The organism is Kineococcus rugosus (assembly GCF_050871975.1).
GTDB lineage: Bacteria > Actinomycetota > Actinomycetes > Actinomycetales > Kineococcaceae > Kineococcus.
On record NZ_JBJLSJ010000035.1, the window covers coordinates 18,973 to 38,230 of the forward strand.

Consider the following 19,258-nt stretch of genomic DNA (forward strand, 5'->3'; position numbering starts at 1 on the left):
GGGAGCCGGTGAGCAGGAGGAAAGCATCCCTCAAGGCGTGATGCACTTCACACCGGATCGGTACGCCCGCGAGTGGTCCCACTGCCCTGGCGACGAGGCGGTGCTCATCGTCGGTAGGTCGTCACGCGCGTCACCGTGCGGACGACGGGGCGTTTGACGTGCCCGGCATGATCTGAGGGCCAGCACCGCGCTCGCGCGCGCCCGTCGATCGAGGGGTTTTGATGATCGTCATCGCCGAGGACCGAGCCAGCCACCGCGTCGGGGTGCAGATCGCCGTGGCGAGCATCGCCCGGCACTGCCCCGGTGCGGACGTCGTCCTGCACTGCCCGTGGGCCGACGAGCGGTTCGAGGAGTGGGCTCGTGACCGTGGCGTCTCCACCCTCCACCGCAGCGGGGTTCCCCGGGGAGCGGGCTGGAACGTCAAGCCGTCGTTGCTGCTGCAACACCTGCGGGCCGGGCACGACGAGGTCGTGTGGGTCGACGCCGACGTCCTGACGCACAGGGACTGGCGGCCGCTCCTCGCCGGTGTCGGCGAGGACGTCCTCGTGGCCACCGAGGAGACGTACTGGGGCCAGGCTCAAGGCGGGACCCATCGCACGCGAGCCTGGGGCCTGGAGGTGGGGCGGTCGATGCCCCGAACGGTCAACACCGGACTGGTCAGGGTGACGTCGGCGCACGTGGAGCTCCTCGAAGCCTGGGCGGCGATGCTCCAGGAGCCCACCTACCGCGAGGCGCAGCAGCAGGACTGGACACGACGCCCGCTGCACCTCCTCGGTGACCAGGAGGTGCTCACCGCTCTGCTGGGCAGTGCCCAGTTCGCCGCCGTGCCGTTGCGGTTGCTGCGCCAGGGCGTGGAGATCGCCCAGTGCTACGGACCGGCCGGGTTCACCCCGCGCGATCGCCTGACGGCTGCTCTGCCCGGGCGCTCGGTGCCACCTCTGGTGCACGCGATGGGTGTCAAGCCCTGGGAGCGGCGCGCCCGGTCCGGCGCGCTGGGGAAGCTGCGCAGCCGCTACGAGGAGATGCATTCCCTGACCTCCCCCTACGCCGTGCTGGCGGCTGCGTACCGGGACGAGCTGCTGGCGGACACCTCGTGGATGCCTCGGCTCCCGCTGGGCCGTGGCGGGGAGCGCGCGGCGAGCCTCGCCGAGCTGCCGCTGGCGACGGTCGACCACGCGGTCCGGGCTGCGCGTCGCGTACTGGGGATCGGGCGCTACGAGATCGCGACCGACCTTCGGGACGTCGGTGCTCCGTCGCCTTCTCCGCTCCGGTCCCGGTGACGTCGCGGAGCTCCTGGTCGACGCCGAGACGGTCGCAGCGGCGCCCGCTCTGCGGTCTCAGCCCCGCATGGACGGATCCACTGCACGGTGAGGCACCATGGCAGCCATGGACGCCGACCGACCGACCGGGCGGCTGGTGCTCGCCGGCACCCCCATCGGCAACGTCGGGGACGCCACGAGCCGTCTCGTGGCCCTCCTCGAGACCGCCGACGTCGTCGCCGCCGAGGACACCCGCCGCCTGCACCGCCTCGCCTCGGCGCTCGAGGTCACCGTCGCCGGGAGGATCCTCAGCTACCACGAGCACAACGAGGTCGCCCGCACCCCCGAGCTCCTCGACGCCGTCCGCACCGGGGCCACGGTCGCGCTGGTCACCGACGCCGGGATGCCGTCGGTGTCCGACCCCGGCTACCGGCTCGTGCGCGGCTGCGTCGACGCCGGCCTGCCCGTGACGGTGGTCCCCGGCCCCTCCGCGGTGCTCACCGCCCTGGCCGTCTCCGGCCTGCCCTGCGACCGGTTCGCGTTCGAGGGGTTCGCCCCCCGCCGGCCGGGGGAGCGGACCCGCACCTTCACCGCCCTGGCCGGCGACGCCCGCACCCTGGTGTTCTTCGAGTCCCCGCACCGGACGGCCGCGACGCTCGCGGCGATGGCCGGGGCCTTCGGCGGCGACCGCCGCGCCGCGGTGTGCCGCGAGCTCACCAAGACCTACGAGGAGGTCGTGCGGGGCACCCTCGACGAGCTCGCCGCGTGGGCGGACGGCACCGAGGTCCGCGGCGAGGTCTGCCTCGTCGTCGAGGGGTCCACCCGCCCGCCCGAGCCCCCCGCGACCGCCGACCTCGTCGCGCGGGTCCAGGAGCTGACCGCCGGCGGGGAACGCCTCAAGGACGCGGTCCGGGTCGTCGCGGGGAAGCACGACGTCCCGAACCGCGAGCTCTACGAGGCCGTCCTGGCCCAGCGGAAGGCGACCTGACCGCCGGGCCGGACCCTCAGTGCTGGGTGGCCTTCTCGGCCCCGGCCCCGGTGAGGCTGCGCACCTCCATCTGCGCGGCCCGCGCCTGCCCGCCGCGCTCGCGGCCGGTCACCGACCCCAGCCAGCCGAGGAAGAACGCCAGCGGGATCGTCACCAACCCCGGGTTCTCCAGCGGGAACCAGGAGAAGTCGACCGAGGTGTCGCGGATCATCGACAGCGACGCCCCCGTGACCGGGTCCGTCTTGCCCGACACGACGGGGGAGGAGGCGATGAGGACCACGCAGGAGATCAGCCCGCCGTACATGCTCCACAGCGCACCGCGGGTGGTGAACCGCGGCCAGAACAGCGAGTACAGGATCGTCGGCAGGTTCGCGCTGGCCGCGACGGCGAACGCCAGCGCCACCAGGAACGCCACGTTCTGCCCGTTGGCGAAGATCCCGCCGACGATGGCGACGGCGCCGATGACGACGACCGTCCAGCGCGCGACCCGCACCTCCGCCCCCGGCTCGGGGTTCCCGCGCTTGATGACCGACGCGTAGACGTCGTGCGCGAACGAGGCGCTGGCCGTGATCGCCAGCCCGGCCACCACGGCCAGGATGGTCGCGAACGCGACGGCGGCGATGATCCCCAGCAGGATCGTCCCGCCGAGCTCGAACGCCAGCAGGGGCGCGGCGGAGTTCACCTTCCCCGGTGCGGCGAGGATGGCCTCCTTGCCGACGAGCGCCCCGGCGCCGTACCCCAGGACCAGGGTGAACAGGTAGAAGAACCCGATGATCCAGATGGCCCACACGACGCTGCGCCGCGCCTCGCGCGAGGACGGCACCGTGTAGAAGCGCATGAGGACGTGCGGCAGCCCCGCGGTCCCCAGGACCAGGGCCAGCGACAGCGACAGGAAGTTCAGCTTCGAGACCTCCGAGGCGCCGTACTGCGCCCCCGGCCCCAGCAGCGCCTCCCCGGCCGACCCCGGCGCGGCGACGGCCGCCCCGAGCAGGTCGGAGAGGTTGAACCCGTAGCGGGCCAGCACCCACACCGTCATGGCCCCGGCCCCGGCCACCAGCAGGCACGCCTTGATGATCTGCACCCACGTGGTGCCCTTCATCCCGCCCACCAGGACGTACAGGATCATCAGCGACCCCACGACGGCGATGACCACGTTCTGCCCCGCCGACGAGTCGATCCCCAGCAGCAGCGCCACCAGGCCGCCGGCCCCGGCCATCTGCGCCAGCAGGTAGAAGAACGACACGGCCAGGGTGGAGATCGCCGCGGCCAGCCGCACCGGCCGCTCGCGCAGCCGGAAGCTCAGGACGTCGGCCATCGTGAACCGGCCGGTGTTCCGCAGCAGCTCGGCGACCAGCAGCAGCGCCACCAGCCAGGCCACGAGGAAACCGATGGAGTACAGGAAGCCGTCGTAGCCGTAGATGGCGATCGCCCCGGCGATGCCGAGGAAGCTCGCCGCGGACAGGTAGTCGCCCGCGATGGCGATGCCGTTCTGCGGCCCGGTGAACGAGCGGCCCCCGGCGTAGAAGTCGGCGGCGGTGCGGTTGTTCCGGCTCGCGCGCAGCACCACCGCGAGGGTCACCACCACGAACACCGTGAAGATGGCGATGTTGACGAGGGGTTCGCCGATGTCGGTCACCGCTGCGCCTCCGTGTCGTGGGGGGAGTCCTGGGGGGAGTCGTGGGTCGGGTCGTGCGAGGGGTCCGCGGGCAGGTCCCGCTCGACCTCCCGGCGCAGCGCCTCCGCGGCCGGGTCGAAGCTGCGGTTCGCCCAGCGCACGTAGACCGTGGTGATGACGAACGTGGAGACGAACTGGCCCAGCCCGAACAGCAGCCCGACGGTGATGTTCGTGCCGCCCAGCCGGGTGCTCATGAAGTCGTGGGCGTAGTCGGCGAGCAGGACGTAGACGGCGTACCAGACCAGGAACAGCGCCGCCAGCGGCAGCACGAACCGGCGGAACCGCCGCCGCAGCGCCTGGAACTCCGGTGACGACCGCACCTTCTCGTACGGGTCCGGTGGCGTGTGGGACATCGGTGACCTCCTCGTCAGCGTGCTCCGAGGCTAGCGCCGCCGCGGACCCGCTTCCAGGACGCGCCCGGGGTCCCGGCGCGCCGCGCCCGCCCCCCGGCTGGGGACCGGCTGTGGACCCCGGCGCCCACGGCACCCGCCGGGGCCCCGGGACGTTGGGCAGCGCGTGAGCGAGAACGAGTACCTGGCCGTCGTCAACGCCGGCGCCGGATCGGCCCGGGCCGACGCGGTCGAGGCCGTCGTGGGCGAGCTGGCCCGCGCCGGCGACGTGGAGCTGCGCCGCACCGCCGGCCTGGACGACCTGCGCGACGCCCTCCTGGGCGCCCAGGGCCGGCAGGTGGTGGTCATGGGCGGCGACGGATCCCTGCACGCTGCGCTGCAGCTGCTCTGGGACGCCGGCCGCACCCGGGACGTCGGCCCGCTGGGCATCGTGCCGCTGGGCACCGGCAACGACCTGGCCCGCTCGCTGCGGCTGCCGCTGGACCCCGTCGCCGCCGCCCGCGTCGTCACCACCGGCCGCCCCCGCGACCTGGAGCTGCTCGTCGACTCCCACGACCGCATCACCGTCAACACCGTCCACGCCGGCATCGGCGCCTCGGCGACGGCCAAGGCGCAACGGCTGAAGAAGGGGCTCGGGGCGCTGGCCTACCCCGTGGGGGCGGTCTGGGCCGGCGTCAGCGCCGGCAAGGGCTTCCGGTTGCGCGTCGAGGTCGACGGCCGGGTCATCACCCCCGGCCCGCGCCCGGTGCTCGTGGTGGGCATCGGCATCGGCGGCACCATCGGCGGGGGAGCGCCCCTCGTGCCCGGCGCCGACCCGCACGACGGCGTCGCCGACGTCGTCGTCAGCACCTCCACCGGCCCGCTGGCCCGGGTGGGTTTCGCGGTGGGCCTGCGCCGCGGCGTCCACGTCGAGCGGCAGGACGTCACCACCGCGACCGGCAGGGTCGTGGAGGTCCACGCCGAGTCCGGCACGTTCCGGCTGAACTCCGACGGGGAGGTCACCGACCACCAGACGTCCGAGCGCTTCGAGATGCACCCCGACGTCTGGAGCGTCGTCTGCCCCCGCTGACCCCCCGCTGACCCCCGGGACGACGGGACCCCCGGGGGCGGGACGGTCCGTCCTGCCCCCGGGGGTCCTCCCGCGCCGGGACCGCGGTCAGCGGCGCATGACCCCCCGCGCGATGCGGTTGCCGATGACCTGGCCCACCTGCACGATCACGATGATCGCGAACACGGCCACGTAGATGATCCCGTAGTCGTACTGCTGCTTGCCGTACTGGATCGCGTACTCGCCCAGCCCGCCGCCGCCGACGATCCCGGCCTGCGCCGTCATGTCGACGATCCCGATGAAGATGAACGTGTACCCCAGGACCAGCGGCCCCAGGCCCTCGGGGATGACGACCCCCACGAGGATCGACAGGCGCGAGGCCCCCACCGCGCGGGCCGCCTCGACGACCCCCGGGTCGACGCTCACCAGGGACTGCTCCACGATGCGCGCCACGGCGAACGCCGCCGCGAGCGAGATCGCGAACGTCACCGCCGCCGTGCCGATCGTGGTGCGCACCACCGCGATCTGCAGCGGGGTGATCGCGGCCAGGAAGATGACGAACGGGATGGGGCGCACCAGGTTCACGACGAACCCGATGACGCCGAACACCAGGCGGTTGCCGAACAGGTTCCCCGGGCGGGTCGCGTACAGCGCCGTCCCCAGGACCAGGCCGATCACGCCGGAGACGACCAGCGAGACGACCGCCATGAACAACGTCTGCCAGATGGCGTCCTTGAACACGTCGATCGTGTCGAGGAATCCGCTGAAGTCCATGCTCAGGCCTCCTCGTCCGCGTGGATGCCCGCGGCCCGCAGCGCCTCCAGCGCCGCGTCCGCGGAACCGGTGAGCTCGTACGTCAGGGAGCCGACGCGGCGTTCGCGGATCTCCGAGACCCCGCCGTACACCAGTTCGGCGGTGGTGCCGTTGTCCCGGAACGCGGCGTCGATGCGCTGCTGCAGACCGGGTTCGTCGGTGACGCGGACGCTGACGAGCCGGCCCGGGTGGTGGGTGCGCAACCGCGCGAGGGTGTCCGCCGACGGCCGGTCGTGGGTGGCGCTGCGGACGAACCGCTGCGCGGCGGGGGTCTGCGGGGCGGAGAACACGTCGTAGGTGTCCCCGACCTCCACGACCCGCCCGTCCTCCATGACGGCGACGCGGTCGGCGATCTGCCGCACCGCCTCCATCTCGTGGGTGATGACGACGATCGTCACCCCCAGCTCGACGTTGACGCGCCGCAGCAGCGACAGGACCTCGGTGGTGGTCTCGGGGTCCAGGGCGCTGGTGGCCTCGTCGGCCAGCAGCAGCGGCGGGTTCGTCGCCAGCGCGCGGGCGATGCCGACGCGCTGCTTCTGCCCGCCGGACAGCTGCTCGGGGTAAGCGTGGGCGCGGTCGAGCAGCCCGACGAAGTCGAGCAGCTCGGCGGTTCGCCGGTCCCGCTCGGCCTTCGCCACGCCCGCGACCTTCAGCGGGTACGCCACGTTGCCCGCGACCGTCCGCGACCGGAACAGGTTGAACTGCTGGAAGATCATCCCGATTCTCGACCGGGCCGCGCGCAGCTCGCCCTCGGACAGCGTCGTGAGGTCCTGGCCGGCGACGACGACGCTGCCCGAGGTCGGCTTCTCCAGGGCGTTGATCAGCCGCACGAGCGTCGACTTCCCGGCGCCGGAGTACCCGATGACCGCGAGGACCTCGCCCTGCGCGACTTCCAGGGAAACGGCGTCGACCGCCGCGACGGAGGACCCGTCGCGGCGGTCGAAGCGCTTGCTGACCTCCGTCAGCGCGATGAGAGCGGTCACTTGCCCGCGGCGGCCTTCGCGTCGGCTTCGACCTTCGCGGTCTCCGCCTGCAGGTCGGCCGCGGAGGTGTCCTGGACGACCGCGCCGGGGTTCTCCTGCAGGAAGACCTCCTGCACGGCCGGGTCGTGCCACAGCGCCGCGAGGTCGAGGTACGTCTGGTTGCCGGTGTCGGCCTTGCGCGCGGTGAAGATGTTGACGTACGGGGCGGCGGCGGCCGCGGACGGGTCGTCGGCGACGATGATCTGGTCGTCGGTGAGCTTCGCCTTGGTCGCGTAGTCGTTGTTCACGATCGCGGCGACGACCGACCCGGACTGCAGGGCGCTGGCGGTCTGGTCGGCGGCCACGGTGGTGACGTCCACCTTCGCGGACTCGATGTCGCTGGTCTTGGAGAACGCGTTGCCGCCGTCCTTCAGCGTGACCAGGCCGGCCTCCTGCAGGACGAGCAGACCGCGGGCCTCGTTGATGGCGTCGTTGGGGATGGCGACCTTCGCGTTCGCCGGCAGTTCCTCGACGGACCCGGCGGTGAGGGAGTACAGCGGCAGCGGGTACACGGCCGTGGCCCCGATGGGCTGCAGGTCGTCGCCGGAGGTCGCGTTGTAGTTCGCGAGGTACTGGATGTGCTGGAACTGGTTCAGGTCCAGCTGCTCCTGCGACAGCGCCGGGTTCGGCTGGCTGTAGTCGGAGAAGTTGACCAGCTCGACGTCGACGTCCAGCGTCGACTTCGCGAGCTCGGTGTACGTCGTCCAGTACTGCTGCGACTTGTCGGCGACACCGATCTTCACGGTCTTCGCCTCGCCGGCTCCCGCGGCGGTCGTGCTGGTCGAGTCGTCCCGGTTGCCGAGGACGAGGGCCACGACGACCACGGCGATCACGACGACGGCGGCGACGAGGCCGATGAGCAGGCCGCGGCGCTTCGGCTTCTCGGGCAGGGCGGGGGCGTTGGACACGGGGGACACTCCGGAGGTCGTACGGGCGGGCGCGCGGCTCGCAGGGCTCCCGTGATCGACCGGCGTCCGGCGATCCGCGCTTGCCGGACGGGTCCGTCCGGCCAGGTCCTCACCTGGGGCACCCCACCGCGGAGGAGGGTTGCCGGACAGCTAGCCAGGGCTTTCCGCTGTCACTCATGACCTGGGAGGACTCTAACACCGGCTGTCTGACAGCGTGGACGGTCCCGCCGATCCGCCCGCGCGGGGGTCAGCCGCGCGCGGGGGGCAGGGCGTGGGGCAGGACGACGGCCTGCGCGGCGACGGTGACGCCGGCGGTCGTGGTCAGCGACGGGCTGCCGTGCAGGACGTACCCGTCGGCCAGGGCGGCGCTCACCTTCTCGCAGAACGACCGGTCGTCGGGGCCGGTCAGCAGCCGGTAGGCGAGCTTCTGGGGGGCGTCCTGGGGGGTGGGGTCGCTCATGCGCCGAGGCTACCGACGCCCAGCCCGTCCCGGGCGGCGCGCAGGTCCAGGTACCCCAGGGCCACGTCGGCCAGGGCGTCGGCCCGCCGCGTCGGCGCCCCCGGCGCCCAGCGCTGCTCGTCGTATTCGCGCGCCGCGCGGCCCAGCGCCCCCAGGCTGACCGCGAGCTCGCGGTCCAGGCGAGCGGCCAGCTCGGCGGGCGTGGGCGGGTCCGGGCGCAGGCCCTCGCCGTCCCCGGCCCGCAGCTGCCCCAGGACCTCGTGGTCGGTGCCGTCCCCGACCGTCCAGAACCGCACCGGCCGGTCGACGAGGTGGTTCCACACCGGCGCCCGCGCCGACCGGAACGTCAGGGTCACCGGCCGGGTCGCCAGCCCCGAGGCGGCCAGCCAGTGCCCGGCGGCCGGCGGCTGCGCGCCGTGCGCGCAGTCGGCCTCCTCGGCGTTCGTCACCAGGGCCACCCGCACCGCCCCCGCGTCCTCGAGCACGTCGCGGCGCGGGCCCAGCAGGGCGCCGAACACCCACGCCTCCTCGACCCGCAGCCGCACGATCCCGGCCGGCTGGCGGCTCACGTGCGCGCAGCGGTCGGCGACCTCCTCCAGCGTCCGCACCGCGGTGGTCCACTTCACGTCGGCCAGTGTGGCCGACCCGGCGGCGAGGTTGCGGGCCGGGCCGTGGCCGGGCCTAAGCTTCGCCGGTGGATTCGACCGAGCTCAGAGCCCTGCAGAAGCCGTTGAAGGACTCCTACCGGGAGGACCCCGCCCAGGCGCTGGTCCCGGCCCGGGCGGTGGCCGTCCTGGACGGGCAGTCCATCGGCGTCTCGGTCGACGGCTTCGCCGGGACGACCCGCGCCGGGCTGCACCCCGCCGCCGGCGGCGACGGCACCGAGGCGTGCTCGGCCGACATGCTCTGCGAGGCCGTGGCGGCCTGCGCCGGGGTGACCCTGCGCAGCGTCGCGACGGCCATGGGCGTCGAGCTGCGCAACGCCTCCGTGGCCGTCGACGCGCACTGGGACGCCCGCGGCACCCTCGGGGTCTCCCGCGAGGTCCCGATCGGGATCACCGACGTCACCATCACCTTCGACTTCACCTCCGACGCCGACGAGGCGACGGAGGCGAAGATGGTCTCCCTCGCCGAGCGGTACTGCGTCATCGCGCAGACGCTGCAGGTCCCGCCGAAGGTCACCGTCCAGCGGGCCTGACCGCCGCCCGGGCGGTGCGCGGCGGCGGGAGCCTCAGCGGTCCTCCTGCCGCCGCACCGCCGCCCGCCCGAACACCGCGACGACGACGAAGCCGATCGCGAAGGCCAGCAGGACCCCGAGGTTCGCGTACGCCCACTCGCCCTCGCGGCCCCCGACCGGGCCCAGCAGGTAGCCCTGCCAGGTCAGCCAGCTCGCGCCGCCGTTGGTCACCAGGCCCCAGCCGACCACGGTGGCCACGACCATCGTCGCCACCGGCAGCACCCGCACCGAGCCGTACCGGCCCCGGGCGTCGAGCAGCTCGGCCTCGGCGTACCCGCGCCGGCGGGTCGCCAGGTCGGCCAGGAAGATCCCCGCCCACGCCGCGATCGGCACGCCCAGGGTGATGAGGAACCCCTGGAACGGGGTGAGGAAGTCGGCCGAGAAGAACGCGATGTACGTGGCGCCGGCGACCATGAGGGCGCCGTCGAGGAGCACCGCCACCGGGCGGGGCACCCGCAGCCCCACGTTGAGCAGCGCCAGCCCCGAGGAGTAGATGTCCATGACGGCGCCGCCGACCAGGCCCAGGACGGCCACCACGACGAACGGCACGAGGAACCACGTCGGCAGGATCGCGGTCAGCGCCCCCACGGGGTCGCGGCCGACGAGCTCGCTCAGCCCCGGGTCCGACCCCACGACGAGCGCGCCGAAGACCAGCAGCACGGCCGGCCCGATCGAGCACCCCAGCGTCGTCCAGAGCACCACCCCGGCGCTGGAGGCCTCCCGCGGCAGGTAGCGGGAGTAGTCGGCGGCGGCGTTGGCCCAGCCCAGGCCGAACCCCGTCATGACCATGGTGAAGGCGCCGACCACGGCCGCGGTGTCGCCGCCGGGGATCGCACCCACCACCGCCAGGTCGACGGAGTGGGCGGCGAAGCCGATGTAGGCCACCGTCAGGACCGCCGTCACGATCGTGATCCAGCGCTGCATCCGCATGATGACGCCGAACCCCAGGGTGCCGCCGAGCACGATCAGCCCCACGACCACGACGAGGGCCACGAGCTTCGTGCCCGTCCCGCCGCCGGCCCCGAGCCGGTCCAGGACGGTGGACGTGGCCAGCACCGCGACGGCCGCCAGCGACGTCTCCCAGCCCAGGGTCAGCAGCCACGACACCAGCGACGGCAGCCGGTTGCCGTGGACCCCGAACGCGGCGCGCGACAACGTCATCGTCGGCGCCGAACCCCGCTTGCCGGCGATCGCGACGAGCCCCACGACCACGTAGGACGCCACGACGCCGGCGACCGAGACGAACGTCGCCTGCCAGAACGAGATGCCGAACCCGAGGACGAACGAGCCGTAGCTGACGGCCAGCACCGAGACGTTGGCGGCGAACCACGGCCAGAACAGGTCCCGCGGCCGGCCGTGCCGCTCCTCCTCGGCGACGGCGTTGACGCCGTTGAGCTCGACGCCGACACCCCCGACCCGGGCCTCGGACGTCGCGGGGACCTCGCTCACGGCTGCTCCTCGTGGGCCGGGCGGAACCGGGCCGCCGGGTGGTCGGGGGGCAGCCTCGCGCGGCCGGCCCCGAAGATCGCTTCTCGCAGCGTAGAGCCTGCCGCACGCTCGGCCGGTCCGTCGACGAGGCCGCGCCGGCGCAGCTCGGGGACGACCTGCTCGCAGAACTCCCGGTAGGAGCCGGGCACGACGAACGGGGTGAGGTTCACCCCGTCGATCCCGGTCCGCTCGACCAGCGCCTGCAGGTCGTCGGCGACGTCGACCGCCGAACCGGTCAGGACGAACTCGCGCATCCCGTAGCGCAGGAAGTCCGCGCTGGCCCGGGCGACCGTCTGGCCCCGGTACCGCTCGACCTGGGTGCGCCCGCCCTCGGTCCGCAGGTCCGAGAAGCTGCCCGCCGGGTCCAGCGCCGCCAGGTCGATCCCGGTCATCGCCGCGTAGTAGGCGCGGGCGGCGTCGGGGTCCACCCAGGACAGGTACTCCTCGAGCCGGGCGCGGGCGTGGGCGCGGTCGCGGCCCAGCACGACGCTCACGCCGGCCAGGGTGCGCACCGACCCCGGGGCCCGCCCGTGCGCGGCGGCGCGGGCGTGCACGTCCTGCACGTGCCGGCGCAGCGACGCCGCGTCCCGGCCCTGCAGGAAGACGACCTCGGCGTGGGTGGCCGCGAACTCCCGGCCCCGTCGGCTGGCCCCGGCCTGGAGGATCACCGGGGTGCGCTGCGGGGAGGGCTCGACCTTGAAGTACCCGTGCGAGGAGAACCACCGCCCCTCGTGGTGGACCTCGTGCACCCGGCGGGGGTCGGCGTACCGGCGGGCGGCCTTGTCGGCGAGCACCGCGCCGTCCTCCCAGCTGCCCTCGAACAGCCGGTAGCTGAGCTCGAGGTGCTCGTCGGCGACGTCGTACCGCACGTCGTGCGGCGGCAGCGCCTCGCGGCCGTGCAGGGCGCTGACCACCGGCGAGGACGTCGTGACGACGTTCCAGCCGATCCGCCCCCGCGTCAGGTGGTCCAGCGTCGCGAACCGCCGCGCGTTGGGGTACGGGCCCTCGAAGGTCGTCGAGGCCGTCACGGCGAAACCCAGCCGGCCGGTGACGGCGGCCATGGCCGGGACCAGCAGCAGCGGGTCGTTGGTCGGCATCTCGACGGCCTGCTCGAACGTCACGTCCGGGACGACCCCGCCCAGCACCGGGTACCCGGGGGAGTCGGCCAGGAACAGCAGGTCGAAACCCCCGTCCTCCAGGAGCCGGGCCAGGCCCGTCCAGTGCGCGAGGTCGGTGTACCGCGACGACTCCTGCTCCGGGTGCGCCCACATCCCCTGGCTCGTGAGGTTCGGCCCGTTGATCTCGAACGCCGACAGCAGCAGGCTCACGCGGTGCCCAGCCAGTCCGCCAGCCCCCGCCCCAGGCGCTGCCGCGTCGCCGCGCTCATGCCCTCCACGCGCAGCCCGTGGCCGGCCAGGGCCGCGAGCTCGGTGTCCGGCAGCCCCCACACGTCCCGGGCCACCGCGTACTGGTCGCTCACGCTGCGCCCGAACCACAGCTGGTCGTCGGCGTTCAGGGTGACGCCGACCCCGGCGGCGTGCAGGACCGGGGCCGGGTGCGAGGCCAGGTCGGCGACCACGCCGAGGGCGACGTTGGACACCGGCGCGACGTCCAGCACGATCCCGGCCTCGACCAGCCGCTGGACGAACCGCGGCTCCTCCACCGACCGCACGCCGTGGGAGATCCGGGTGGCGCCCAGGACGTCGACGGCCTCGGCGACGCACTCCCACCCGCCGGTCTGCCCCGCGTGCGCGACGACGGGCAGCCCCGCCGCGCGGGCCGCGGCCGCGCACCCCGCGAAGCGCCCCAGCCCGGAGGGCTCCTCGAAACCGGCGGTCCCGAACGCGGTCACCCCGGCCCCGGCGAACTCGACGGCGATCGCGGCGAGGTCGGCGGCGATCGGCTCGTCCTGGTCGGTGTTGACCGTCACCAGCGCGCCCACCTCGACGTCGTGCTCGCGGCCGGCGTCGGCGAAGGCGCCCAGCACCACCCGGGTCACCTCCCGCAAGCTGCCCAGCCGCGGGGCGTACAGCTGCGGCTCGATCGCCGGCTCGAGGAACACGACCCCCTGCTCGGCCTCCTGCGCCACCAGCGCCCGGCACAACCCGGCGAGGTCGTCGAGGTCGGCGACCAGGGCGGGGACGCGGCCGTAGGCCTCGAAGAACTCCCACACGTCCCGCCAGCCGCCGGGCCGCCCGAACGCCCCCGCGCGCACGGGCAGGTCCGTGCCGGGGTCGAGGGCGGCGCCGCGGCGCCGGGCCAGGTCCAGGACGGCCGCCCGCGGGTAGGAGCCGTCCAGGTGCGCGTGCACGTGGACCTTCGGCAGCGCGGTGAGGGAGCGGGGCGGGTGCACCCGTCCAACGTAGGGAGCACGGCCCGCCGTGTCGCACAAGGCGGTGTTCTGGGAGCATCCACCGCGTGGATGAGCGCGCGGCACGGCCGGGAGGGGAACTGGACGCGAGGTCCCTGCGGTACCTGGTGGCCGTCGCGCGCGAACGCAGCTTCACCGCCGCCGCCGCGTCCCTGCAGGTCTCCCAGCCCGCGCTGAGCCAGGCCATCGCCCGGGTCGAGGCGCTCGTCGGGGGCCGCCTCGTGGTGCGCGACGCCCGCGGCGTCGCCCGCGAGGGCTCACCGCTGACCCCCGCGGGGCAGGCCCTGCTGGCCGACGCGCACCGCATCACCGAACTGCTGGACCGGGCCCTGGTCCGGGCCCGCCGGCTGGCCGAGGCCGGGGAACGGGAACGGCTCACCGTCGGGATCGGCACCTCCACCCCGCGCTGGGTCTCCACGCGGCTCGTCGAGGCCGCCCAGGAGAGCCCCGAGCTCGACGTCGTGCTGCGGCACGTCCCGTGGGGGCGCGAGGTCACCGACCTCGCCGCCGGGCTGGTCGACGTCGCCTTCGTCCAGCTGCCGCCCGGGCGCGACCCCGACCCGCGGGTGCGCGCGGTGACCGTGGCCGAGGTCGAGCGGGTGGCGGTGTTCGCCCGCGCCCACCCGCTGGCCGCCGAGCCGTCGCTGTCCATCGCCGACCTCGACGACGAGCCCATCGTCGACGCCGGCAGCGACCGCGACGTCTGGCTCGTCGACCCCCGCCCCTCGGGGGCCGCCCCCGTCGTCGTCGGGCCGCCGGCCACGACGGTGGAGGAGATGCTGGCGGTCGTCGCCACGGGACGGGCGATGGCCATCACCTCCGCCGCCGTCGCCTCCGCGCACCGCTCCGACGACATCGCCTTCGTCCGGCTGCGCGGGCTGGAACCGCTGCGGCTGCTGCTGGTGGCGCTCGCCGACGACGCCCGGCCGGCGGTGGCCGACCTGCTCGCCTCGTTCTGAACGGGCCGGCCGGCGTCACCGCGGGGCGGGACGCTCCTCCAGCAGCGCCGAGACCCGCTGACGGGTGACCCCGAACAGCACCGCGATCTCCGCGACGCCGACCCCCTCGGCCTGCAGGGCCCGGATCTGGGCGCGGCGGTACCGGCTGCCGGCCTCGGTGAGCTCGCCCATCGCCCGGGACAGCGTCTCGGCGAGGGAGGGGCGCCGCGCGGTGCGCAGGATGTCGCCGTAGCTCTCGCCCCGCGCCCGGCGGTGCAGCACCCCCTGCGCGCGCTCACGCACCAGGTGCAGGGTCTCCACCGCCTCGGTCAGCTCGGCGACCAGCGCCTCCAGGGTGTCCGCGGTCGGGTCCTCGCCCGCGGGCCCGTCGCCGCGGTCGTCGGTGGTCGTCACGCTGCATTGTCCGTCGCCCGGGGGCGTGCCGTCAGCCGGACCGGGCACCCGCCGCGCCGCGGTGGTAGGGGGACCGGTTCCCGCAAACCGTTGCCGCGCAGCCGCAGCGACGACCGTCGCACATCCGCAACGGGGGTTGCCTCAAGTCGGCAACGGGGGTTGCCGAACTTCTAGACACACCCCAGCGAGCGCCGTTCCGGCGGCCGTCGGCCACCGTCTCGTCGCACCCCGAAGCGAAGGACAGAGCTCCATGCCCCTGACCAGGAACGGCGCCAAGGCGACCATCCCCGCAGCCCGTCCGGCCTCCGGGACCACCACCGCGGCCCCCGCCGCCCGCAAGGACCCCCGCGAGTCCGACGAGGCGCGCCGCCGCGCCCGCACCGTCGCCAAGCAGCAGCAGGCCGCCGAGCGCATCGCCGCCGCCACCACCGAGCTGGCCGCCTCCACCGCGCAGTCCGCCGAGGCCTCCCGCCAGCTGCGCGACGCGATGCAGCAGATCGCCGCCGGCGCCGAGGAGGCCTCCGGCGCCACCCAGGAGTCGCTGGCCGCCACCAACCAGGTCGCCGGGCGCATCCAGACCCAGAAGCAGACCAGCGCCCGGGTGAAGGACACCACCACCAAGCTCCAGACGCTGCTCGGCGAGACCGCCGAGGGCATCTCCAGCCTGGTCGCCAACGTCGGCGAGGCCGCCGACCGCCAGACCCAGTCGGTCGAGATGATCACCGAGCTGGAGAAGCAGGCCGAGGAGATCGGCACCATCGTCGCCGCCGTCGCGCGCATCGCCGACCAGACGAACCTGCTGGCCCTCAACGCCGCCATCGAGGCCGCCCGCGCCCGCCAGCACGGCAAGGGCTTCGCCGTCGTGGCCGACGAGGTCCGCACCCTGGCCGAGACCTCCGAGCGCTCCGCCAGCCAGATCCGCGAGCTCATCGACTCCATCCGCAGCGGCGTCACCGCCGTCGCCGAGGGCGTGCAGGCCTCGGCCGACACCTCCCGCGGCGAGGTCGAGAAGGGGCGCGCCGTCACCGCCCAGCTCGCGCAGATCCGCGACGACATGGTGGTCATCCTCGACGGCGCCGGCGAGATCGCCGCCGCCGCCGGCCAGGCCGAGCGCGCCTCCCAGGACGCGCAGCTGCGCGCCGAGGAGATCGCCGCCGCCGCCGAGCAGCAGTCCGCCGCCGCCGAGGAGGTCCTGCAGACCGTCGACCAGCAGGGCGCGGCGCTGCAGCAGAGCGAGCAGGCCGCCGAGCAGCTGTCCGAGATCGCCGAGGAGCTGCGCGGCTCGGCCGACATCGGCAAGTCCGCCGAGGAGGTCGCCGCCTCCGCCGAGGAGCTGGCCGCCGCCGCGGAGGAGATCAACCGCGCCGCCACCCAGATCTCCCAGGCCATCACCGAGATCTCCAGCGGGGCGCAGGCGCAGTCGGCCAAGACCCAGGAGTCCTCCAGCGCCATCAACCAGATCGAGTCCGGCGCGCAGCTCGCCGAGACCCGCGCGGGCGTGGCCGTGGAGAAGGCCGGCGAGATGATCGAGCAGCTGGCCACCAACAAGCAGGCCGTCGACACGATGATCACCGCGATCACCGCCGCGTCGGCCGCCGCCAAGGACAGCGTCAAGCAGGTCGTGGAGCTGGAGATCGTCTCCCGCAAGATCGACAAGATCGTCGACGCCATCGCCAACGTCTCCATCCAGACGAACATGCTGGCCGTCAACGGGTCGGTGGAGTCCGCGCGCGCCGGGGAGTACGGCAAGGGGTTCGCGGTCGTGTCCACCGACATCCGCAACCTGGCCCGCGACTCCGCCGACAACGCCGAGCGCATCAAGGACCTCGTCAAGGAGGTCCAGGACCGCATCGCCGCCGTGCGCGCGGACCTGGAGGAGACCTCCCGCCAGGCGCTGGTGGAGGTCGAGCGCGCCAAGGCCAGCACCGCCCGCCTCGTCGAGGTCGAGCGCGACATGGCCGAGGTCCGCGAGGGCAACCAGGAGGTGCGCGCCGCGTCCGCCGAGATCGCCTCCGCGCTCTCGCAGGTCAAGACCGCCCTGGACCAGATCTCCGCCGCCGCCAACCAGGCCGACACCCTGTCCGGGCAGGCCTCGGCCGCCGCGCGCCAGCAGTCCACCGGCGCCGAGGAGCTCGCCACCGCCATCGAGGAGATCGCCGCCCTGGCCGACGAGCTCCAGCAGCCCTGACCCGCGCGGCGACCGAGGCGATGACGAGGAGTGCGATGAGCACCGAGGGAACCCTCCTGGAGGAGGTGGACCCCGTCGCGAGCGACGGGGAGGAGAACGACACGAGCAGCGACTTCGTGACGTTCGAGATGGCGGGGGAGTCCTACGCCCTGCCCATGGAGCGCGTGCAGGAGATCATCCGCATGCCCGAGCTGATCCGGGTACCGCTGGGCCCGTCGGCCCTGGAGGGCCTGGCGAACCTGCGCGGGCGGGTGCTGCCGGTGGTGAGCCTGCGCACCTGCTGCGGGCTGAGCACCGCCGAGCACGACGAGGCCACCCGCGTGGTGGTCGTCCAGGCCGCGGGGGCGACCCTCGGCCTGGTGGTCGACCGCGTCACCGCCGTCGTGTCCGTCGAGGCCGACCAGCTCGAGAGCGCCGAGGGGGTGCAGAGCACCGTCCGCTCCGAGCTGCTCGCCGCGGTCCTCAAGGGCACCGCAGGCCGCGCCGCCGGCCGCATGACCACGGTGCTGGACGTCCAGCGCCTGGTCCGGGCCGAGTTCGCCGACCTGGCCCGCAAGGTCGCCGCGAGCGGTACCGGCTCCGGGGCGTGGACCCCGGCGGCGACGGCGGCCGAGGACGACTCCTCCGACACCCTGGAACTGGTGAGCTTCGCCGTCGACGGGCAGGAGTACGCGCTGCCCATCGACCGCGTGCAGGAGATCGTCCAGGCCCCCGAGCGGGTCACGGCCGTGCCCAACGCGGCCGCCCGCGTCCTGGGGGTCATGGACCTGCGCGGCGGGCTGCTGCCCGTCGTCAGCCTGCGGCAGGTCTTCGGCCTGGAGGTCCCGGTCCTCCAGCCGCACAACCGCATCGTCGTGGTGACCGTCGAGCGGGAGGGCCGCGAGTCCCTCGTGGGCGTCGTCATGGACACCGTCCGCGAGGTCCTGCGGGTGCCGGCCGAGCTCGTCGGCGCCCTGCCGCACGTCGTCTCCGGCGGCGGCCGCAGCCGCGAGGTGCAGTCGGTGTGCCGGCTGGAGGACGGCAAGCGGCTGGTGTCGGTCCTGTCGGCCGACTCCCTCGTCGACGTCGGCGGGCTCGCCGACCTCGACCTCGACGACGCGGCGGTGACCCGCACCCGCCAGGACCAGGAGGACGACGTGGTGGACGACGGCCGCGGGGACGACGAGCTGCTCGTCGTCTTCCGCCTGCAGGGCGAGGAGTACTGCGTGGCGGTCGACGCCGTGCAGGAGATCATCCGGGTCCCCGAGACGCTCATCCGCGTCCCGAAGACGCTCGACTTCGTCGAGGGCCTGGTGAACCTGCGCGGCGCGGTGCTGCCGGTGGTGGACCTGCGCACCCGCCTGGGGCTGGACCGCAGCGCCCGCGACGAGCGCCAGCGCATCGTGGTGCTCATCATCCAGGGCGTGCGCACCGGGTTCGTCGTGGACTCGGTCGCGGAGGTCCTGCGGGTCGGCAACGCCGAGCTGGAGGACGCCCCCGAGCTGTCCCCCGAGCAGGCCGAGGTCGTGACGCGGGTGGCGAACCTGCCCCGCCAGGACCGGATGCTGCTCGTCCTCGAACCCGCCCAGCTGCTCGGCGGTGCCCAGGTCGCGCAGCTGGTGGACGAGGTGCGGTCCTCGTCCACCGCCGCCTGAACCGCGGAGCCGTGCCGGTGGCCGGTCCCGGGGAGAAGGTGAAGGTGCTCGTCGTCGACGACTCCGCGCTCATGCGCAAGGCGCTGAAGACGATGCTGACCGCCGACGGTGACGTGGAGGTCGTCCTCGCCCGCAACGGCGAGGACGCCCTCGACGTCCTGGGGCGCGAGGAACCCGACGTGGTCACCCTCGACGTCAACATGCCCGTGATGGACGGGCTGACCTGCCTGGCGCGGATCATGGACGAGCGTCCGGTCCCGGTGGTCATGGTCTCCTCGATCACCGAGCGGGGCGCCATGGCCACCCTGGAGGCCCTGGAGCTGGGGGCGGTCGACTACGTCGCCAAACCCGGCGGCACGGTCTCGCTGAACCTGTCCGAGGCCGCCGAGGAGATCCGCCGCAAGGTCCGCCGCGCGGCCGGGTCCCGGGTGCGCCCCGGGTCGCTGACCTCCCGGCTGCGCCGGC

18 protein-coding genes, 1 pseudogene and 1 riboswitch are annotated in these 19,258 nt (G+C 74.1%); of the genes and pseudogenes, 8 read left to right on the forward strand and 11 right to left on the reverse strand.

The window, feature by feature from the left end; translation table 11 throughout:
- Positions 1-221: 221 nt before the first annotated feature.
- Both ACRYM6_RS18160 and rsmI read left to right on the forward strand, forming a co-directional pair.
- Positions 222-1,280 (forward strand): nucleotide-diphospho-sugar transferase, encoded by a 1,059-nt coding sequence (locus ACRYM6_RS18160; RefSeq protein WP_432544289.1) that lies wholly within the window; start codon positions 222-224, stop codon positions 1,278-1,280.
- Positions 1,281-1,386: 106 nt separating this feature from the next.
- Positions 1,387-2,247 (forward strand): 16S rRNA (cytidine(1402)-2'-O)-methyltransferase, encoded by an 861-nt coding sequence (gene rsmI, locus ACRYM6_RS18165; RefSeq protein WP_432544290.1) that lies wholly within the window; start codon positions 1,387-1,389, stop codon positions 2,245-2,247.
- Between the two features lie 16 nt (positions 2,248-2,263).
- Here the strand turns inward: rsmI and ACRYM6_RS18170 are convergent, their stop codons facing one another.
- Together ACRYM6_RS18170 and ACRYM6_RS18175 are read right to left on the reverse strand one after the other, a co-directional pair.
- Positions 2,264-3,883: a solute symporter family protein gene (locus tag ACRYM6_RS18170; protein ID WP_432544291.1), complete on the reverse strand. Its 1,620-nt coding sequence runs from the start codon at positions 3,881-3,883 to the stop codon at positions 2,264-2,266.
- Complete coding sequence (locus ACRYM6_RS18175; protein ID WP_432544292.1) at positions 3,880-4,275, reverse strand: DUF485 domain-containing protein; 396 nt, start codon at positions 4,273-4,275, stop codon at positions 3,880-3,882. Before ACRYM6_RS18175 ends, ACRYM6_RS18170 begins: the two co-directional genes overlap by 4 nt.
- Positions 4,276-4,438: 163 nt before the next feature.
- On the opposite strand from ACRYM6_RS18175, the gene ACRYM6_RS18180 reads away from it, so the two are divergent.
- Positions 4,439-5,341 (forward strand): diacylglycerol/lipid kinase family protein, encoded by a 903-nt coding sequence (locus tag ACRYM6_RS18180; RefSeq protein ID WP_432544293.1) that lies wholly within the window; start codon positions 4,439-4,441, stop codon positions 5,339-5,341.
- 87 nt (positions 5,342-5,428) lie between these two features.
- On the opposite strand, the gene ACRYM6_RS18185 is transcribed toward ACRYM6_RS18180, so the two are convergent.
- The 5 genes from ACRYM6_RS18185 to ACRYM6_RS18205 form a co-directional block, all read right to left on the reverse strand.
- A complete protein-coding gene (locus ACRYM6_RS18185; protein ID WP_432544294.1) occupies positions 5,429-6,094 on the reverse strand; it encodes a methionine ABC transporter permease in 666 nt (221 codons plus the stop codon).
- Between the two features lie 2 nt (positions 6,095-6,096).
- The gene (locus ACRYM6_RS18190; protein WP_432544295.1) at positions 6,097-7,116 is read right to left on the reverse strand and encodes a methionine ABC transporter ATP-binding protein; all 1,020 of its coding nucleotides are present in this window, start codon (positions 7,114-7,116) and stop codon (positions 6,097-6,099) included.
- Positions 7,113-8,072, reverse strand: coding sequence for a MetQ/NlpA family ABC transporter substrate-binding protein (locus ACRYM6_RS18195; RefSeq protein WP_432544296.1), 960 nt, complete (start codon positions 8,070-8,072; stop codon positions 7,113-7,115). Before ACRYM6_RS18195 ends, ACRYM6_RS18190 begins: the two co-directional genes overlap by 4 nt.
- Before the next feature lie 62 nt (positions 8,073-8,134).
- Positions 8,135-8,245, reverse strand: a riboswitch (SAM riboswitch).
- A 65-nt stretch (positions 8,246-8,310) separates the two neighbouring features.
- Positions 8,311-8,523 (reverse strand): DUF1737 domain-containing protein, encoded by a 213-nt coding sequence (locus ACRYM6_RS18200; RefSeq protein WP_432544297.1) that lies wholly within the window; start codon positions 8,521-8,523, stop codon positions 8,311-8,313.
- Positions 8,520-9,149 carry a DUF7711 family protein gene (locus ACRYM6_RS18205; protein ID WP_432544298.1) on the reverse strand — a complete coding sequence of 210 codons (630 nt, stop codon included), beginning with the start codon at positions 9,147-9,149 and terminating at the stop codon, positions 8,520-8,522. The genes ACRYM6_RS18200 and ACRYM6_RS18205 overlap by 4 nt, the downstream gene beginning before the upstream one ends.
- 68 nt (positions 9,150-9,217) lie before the next feature.
- On the opposite strand from ACRYM6_RS18205, the gene ACRYM6_RS18210 reads away from it, so the two are divergent.
- Entirely contained in the window at positions 9,218-9,721 is a 504-nt protein-coding gene (locus ACRYM6_RS18210) for an OsmC family protein (RefSeq protein WP_432544299.1), read from the forward strand.
- Positions 9,722-9,754: 33 nt separating this feature from the next.
- Here ACRYM6_RS18210 and ACRYM6_RS18215 read toward each other — a convergent pair whose 3' ends face one another.
- The 3 genes from ACRYM6_RS18215 to ACRYM6_RS18225 are packed head-to-tail and all read right to left on the reverse strand — an operon-like array spanning position 9,755 to position 13,601.
- On the reverse strand, positions 9,755-11,209 hold the full coding sequence (locus tag ACRYM6_RS18215) for a purine-cytosine permease family protein (protein WP_432544300.1): 1,455 nt from the start codon (positions 11,207-11,209) through the stop codon (positions 9,755-9,757).
- A complete protein-coding gene (locus tag ACRYM6_RS18220; protein WP_432544301.1) occupies positions 11,206-12,576 on the reverse strand; it encodes an NtaA/DmoA family FMN-dependent monooxygenase in 1,371 nt (456 codons plus the stop codon). Before ACRYM6_RS18220 ends, ACRYM6_RS18215 begins: the two co-directional genes overlap by 4 nt.
- Positions 12,573-13,601 carry an adenosine deaminase family protein gene (locus ACRYM6_RS18225; RefSeq protein ID WP_432544302.1) on the reverse strand — a complete coding sequence of 343 codons (1,029 nt, stop codon included), beginning with the start codon at positions 13,599-13,601 and terminating at the stop codon, positions 12,573-12,575. The genes ACRYM6_RS18220 and ACRYM6_RS18225 overlap by 4 nt, the downstream gene beginning before the upstream one ends.
- A gap of 65 nt (positions 13,602-13,666) precedes the next feature.
- Between ACRYM6_RS18225 and ACRYM6_RS18230 the strand changes: the two genes are divergently transcribed.
- Entirely contained in the window at positions 13,667-14,578 is a 912-nt protein-coding gene (locus tag ACRYM6_RS18230) for a LysR family transcriptional regulator (RefSeq protein ID WP_432544303.1), read from the forward strand.
- Between the two features lie 15 nt (positions 14,579-14,593).
- Here ACRYM6_RS18230 and ACRYM6_RS18235 read toward each other — a convergent pair whose 3' ends face one another.
- On the reverse strand, positions 14,594-14,971 hold the full coding sequence (locus ACRYM6_RS18235) for a hypothetical protein (RefSeq protein WP_432544304.1): 378 nt from the start codon (positions 14,969-14,971) through the stop codon (positions 14,594-14,596).
- A 250-nt stretch (positions 14,972-15,221) separates the two neighbouring features.
- On the opposite strand from ACRYM6_RS18235, the gene ACRYM6_RS18240 reads away from it, so the two are divergent.
- From ACRYM6_RS18240 to ACRYM6_RS18250, 3 genes and pseudogenes are all read left to right on the forward strand, one after another.
- Positions 15,222-17,159 (forward strand): methyl-accepting chemotaxis protein, encoded by a 1,938-nt coding sequence (locus ACRYM6_RS18240; protein WP_432544305.1) that lies wholly within the window; start codon positions 15,222-15,224, stop codon positions 17,157-17,159.
- A 35-nt stretch (positions 17,160-17,194) separates the two neighbouring features.
- Positions 17,195-18,793, forward strand: coding sequence for a chemotaxis protein CheW (locus ACRYM6_RS18245; protein ID WP_432544306.1), 1,599 nt, complete (start codon positions 17,195-17,197; stop codon positions 18,791-18,793).
- 92 nt (positions 18,794-18,885) lie between these two features.
- Positions 18,886-19,089 (forward strand): annotated as a pseudogene (locus ACRYM6_RS18250) (response regulator); the annotation flags it as partial.
- Between the last annotated feature and the right edge of the window lie 169 nt (positions 19,090-19,258).

Bases quoted from the DNA above. Each gene is read 5' to 3' on its own strand.
- ACRYM6_RS18160 (WP_432544289.1), top strand. From the start codon at position 222: ATGATCGTCATCGCCGAGGACCGAGCCAGCCACCGCGTCGGGGTGCAG.
- rsmI (WP_432544290.1), top strand. From the start codon at position 1,387: ATGGACGCCGACCGACCGACCGGGCGGCTGGTGCTCGCCGGCACCCCC.
- ACRYM6_RS18175 (WP_432544292.1), bottom strand. From the start codon at position 4,275: ATGTCCCACACGCCACCGGACCCGTACGAGAAGGTGCGGTCGTCACCG.
- ACRYM6_RS18185 (WP_432544294.1), bottom strand. From the start codon at position 6,094: ATGGACTTCAGCGGATTCCTCGACACGATCGACGTGTTCAAGGACGCC.
- ACRYM6_RS18200 (WP_432544297.1), bottom strand. From the start codon at position 8,523: ATGAGCGACCCCACCCCCCAGGACGCCCCCCAGAAGCTCGCCTACCGG.
- ACRYM6_RS18240 (WP_432544305.1), top strand. From the start codon at position 15,222: ATGCCCCTGACCAGGAACGGCGCCAAGGCGACCATCCCCGCAGCCCGT.
- ACRYM6_RS18245 (WP_432544306.1), top strand. From the start codon at position 17,195: ATGAGCACCGAGGGAACCCTCCTGGAGGAGGTGGACCCCGTCGCGAGC.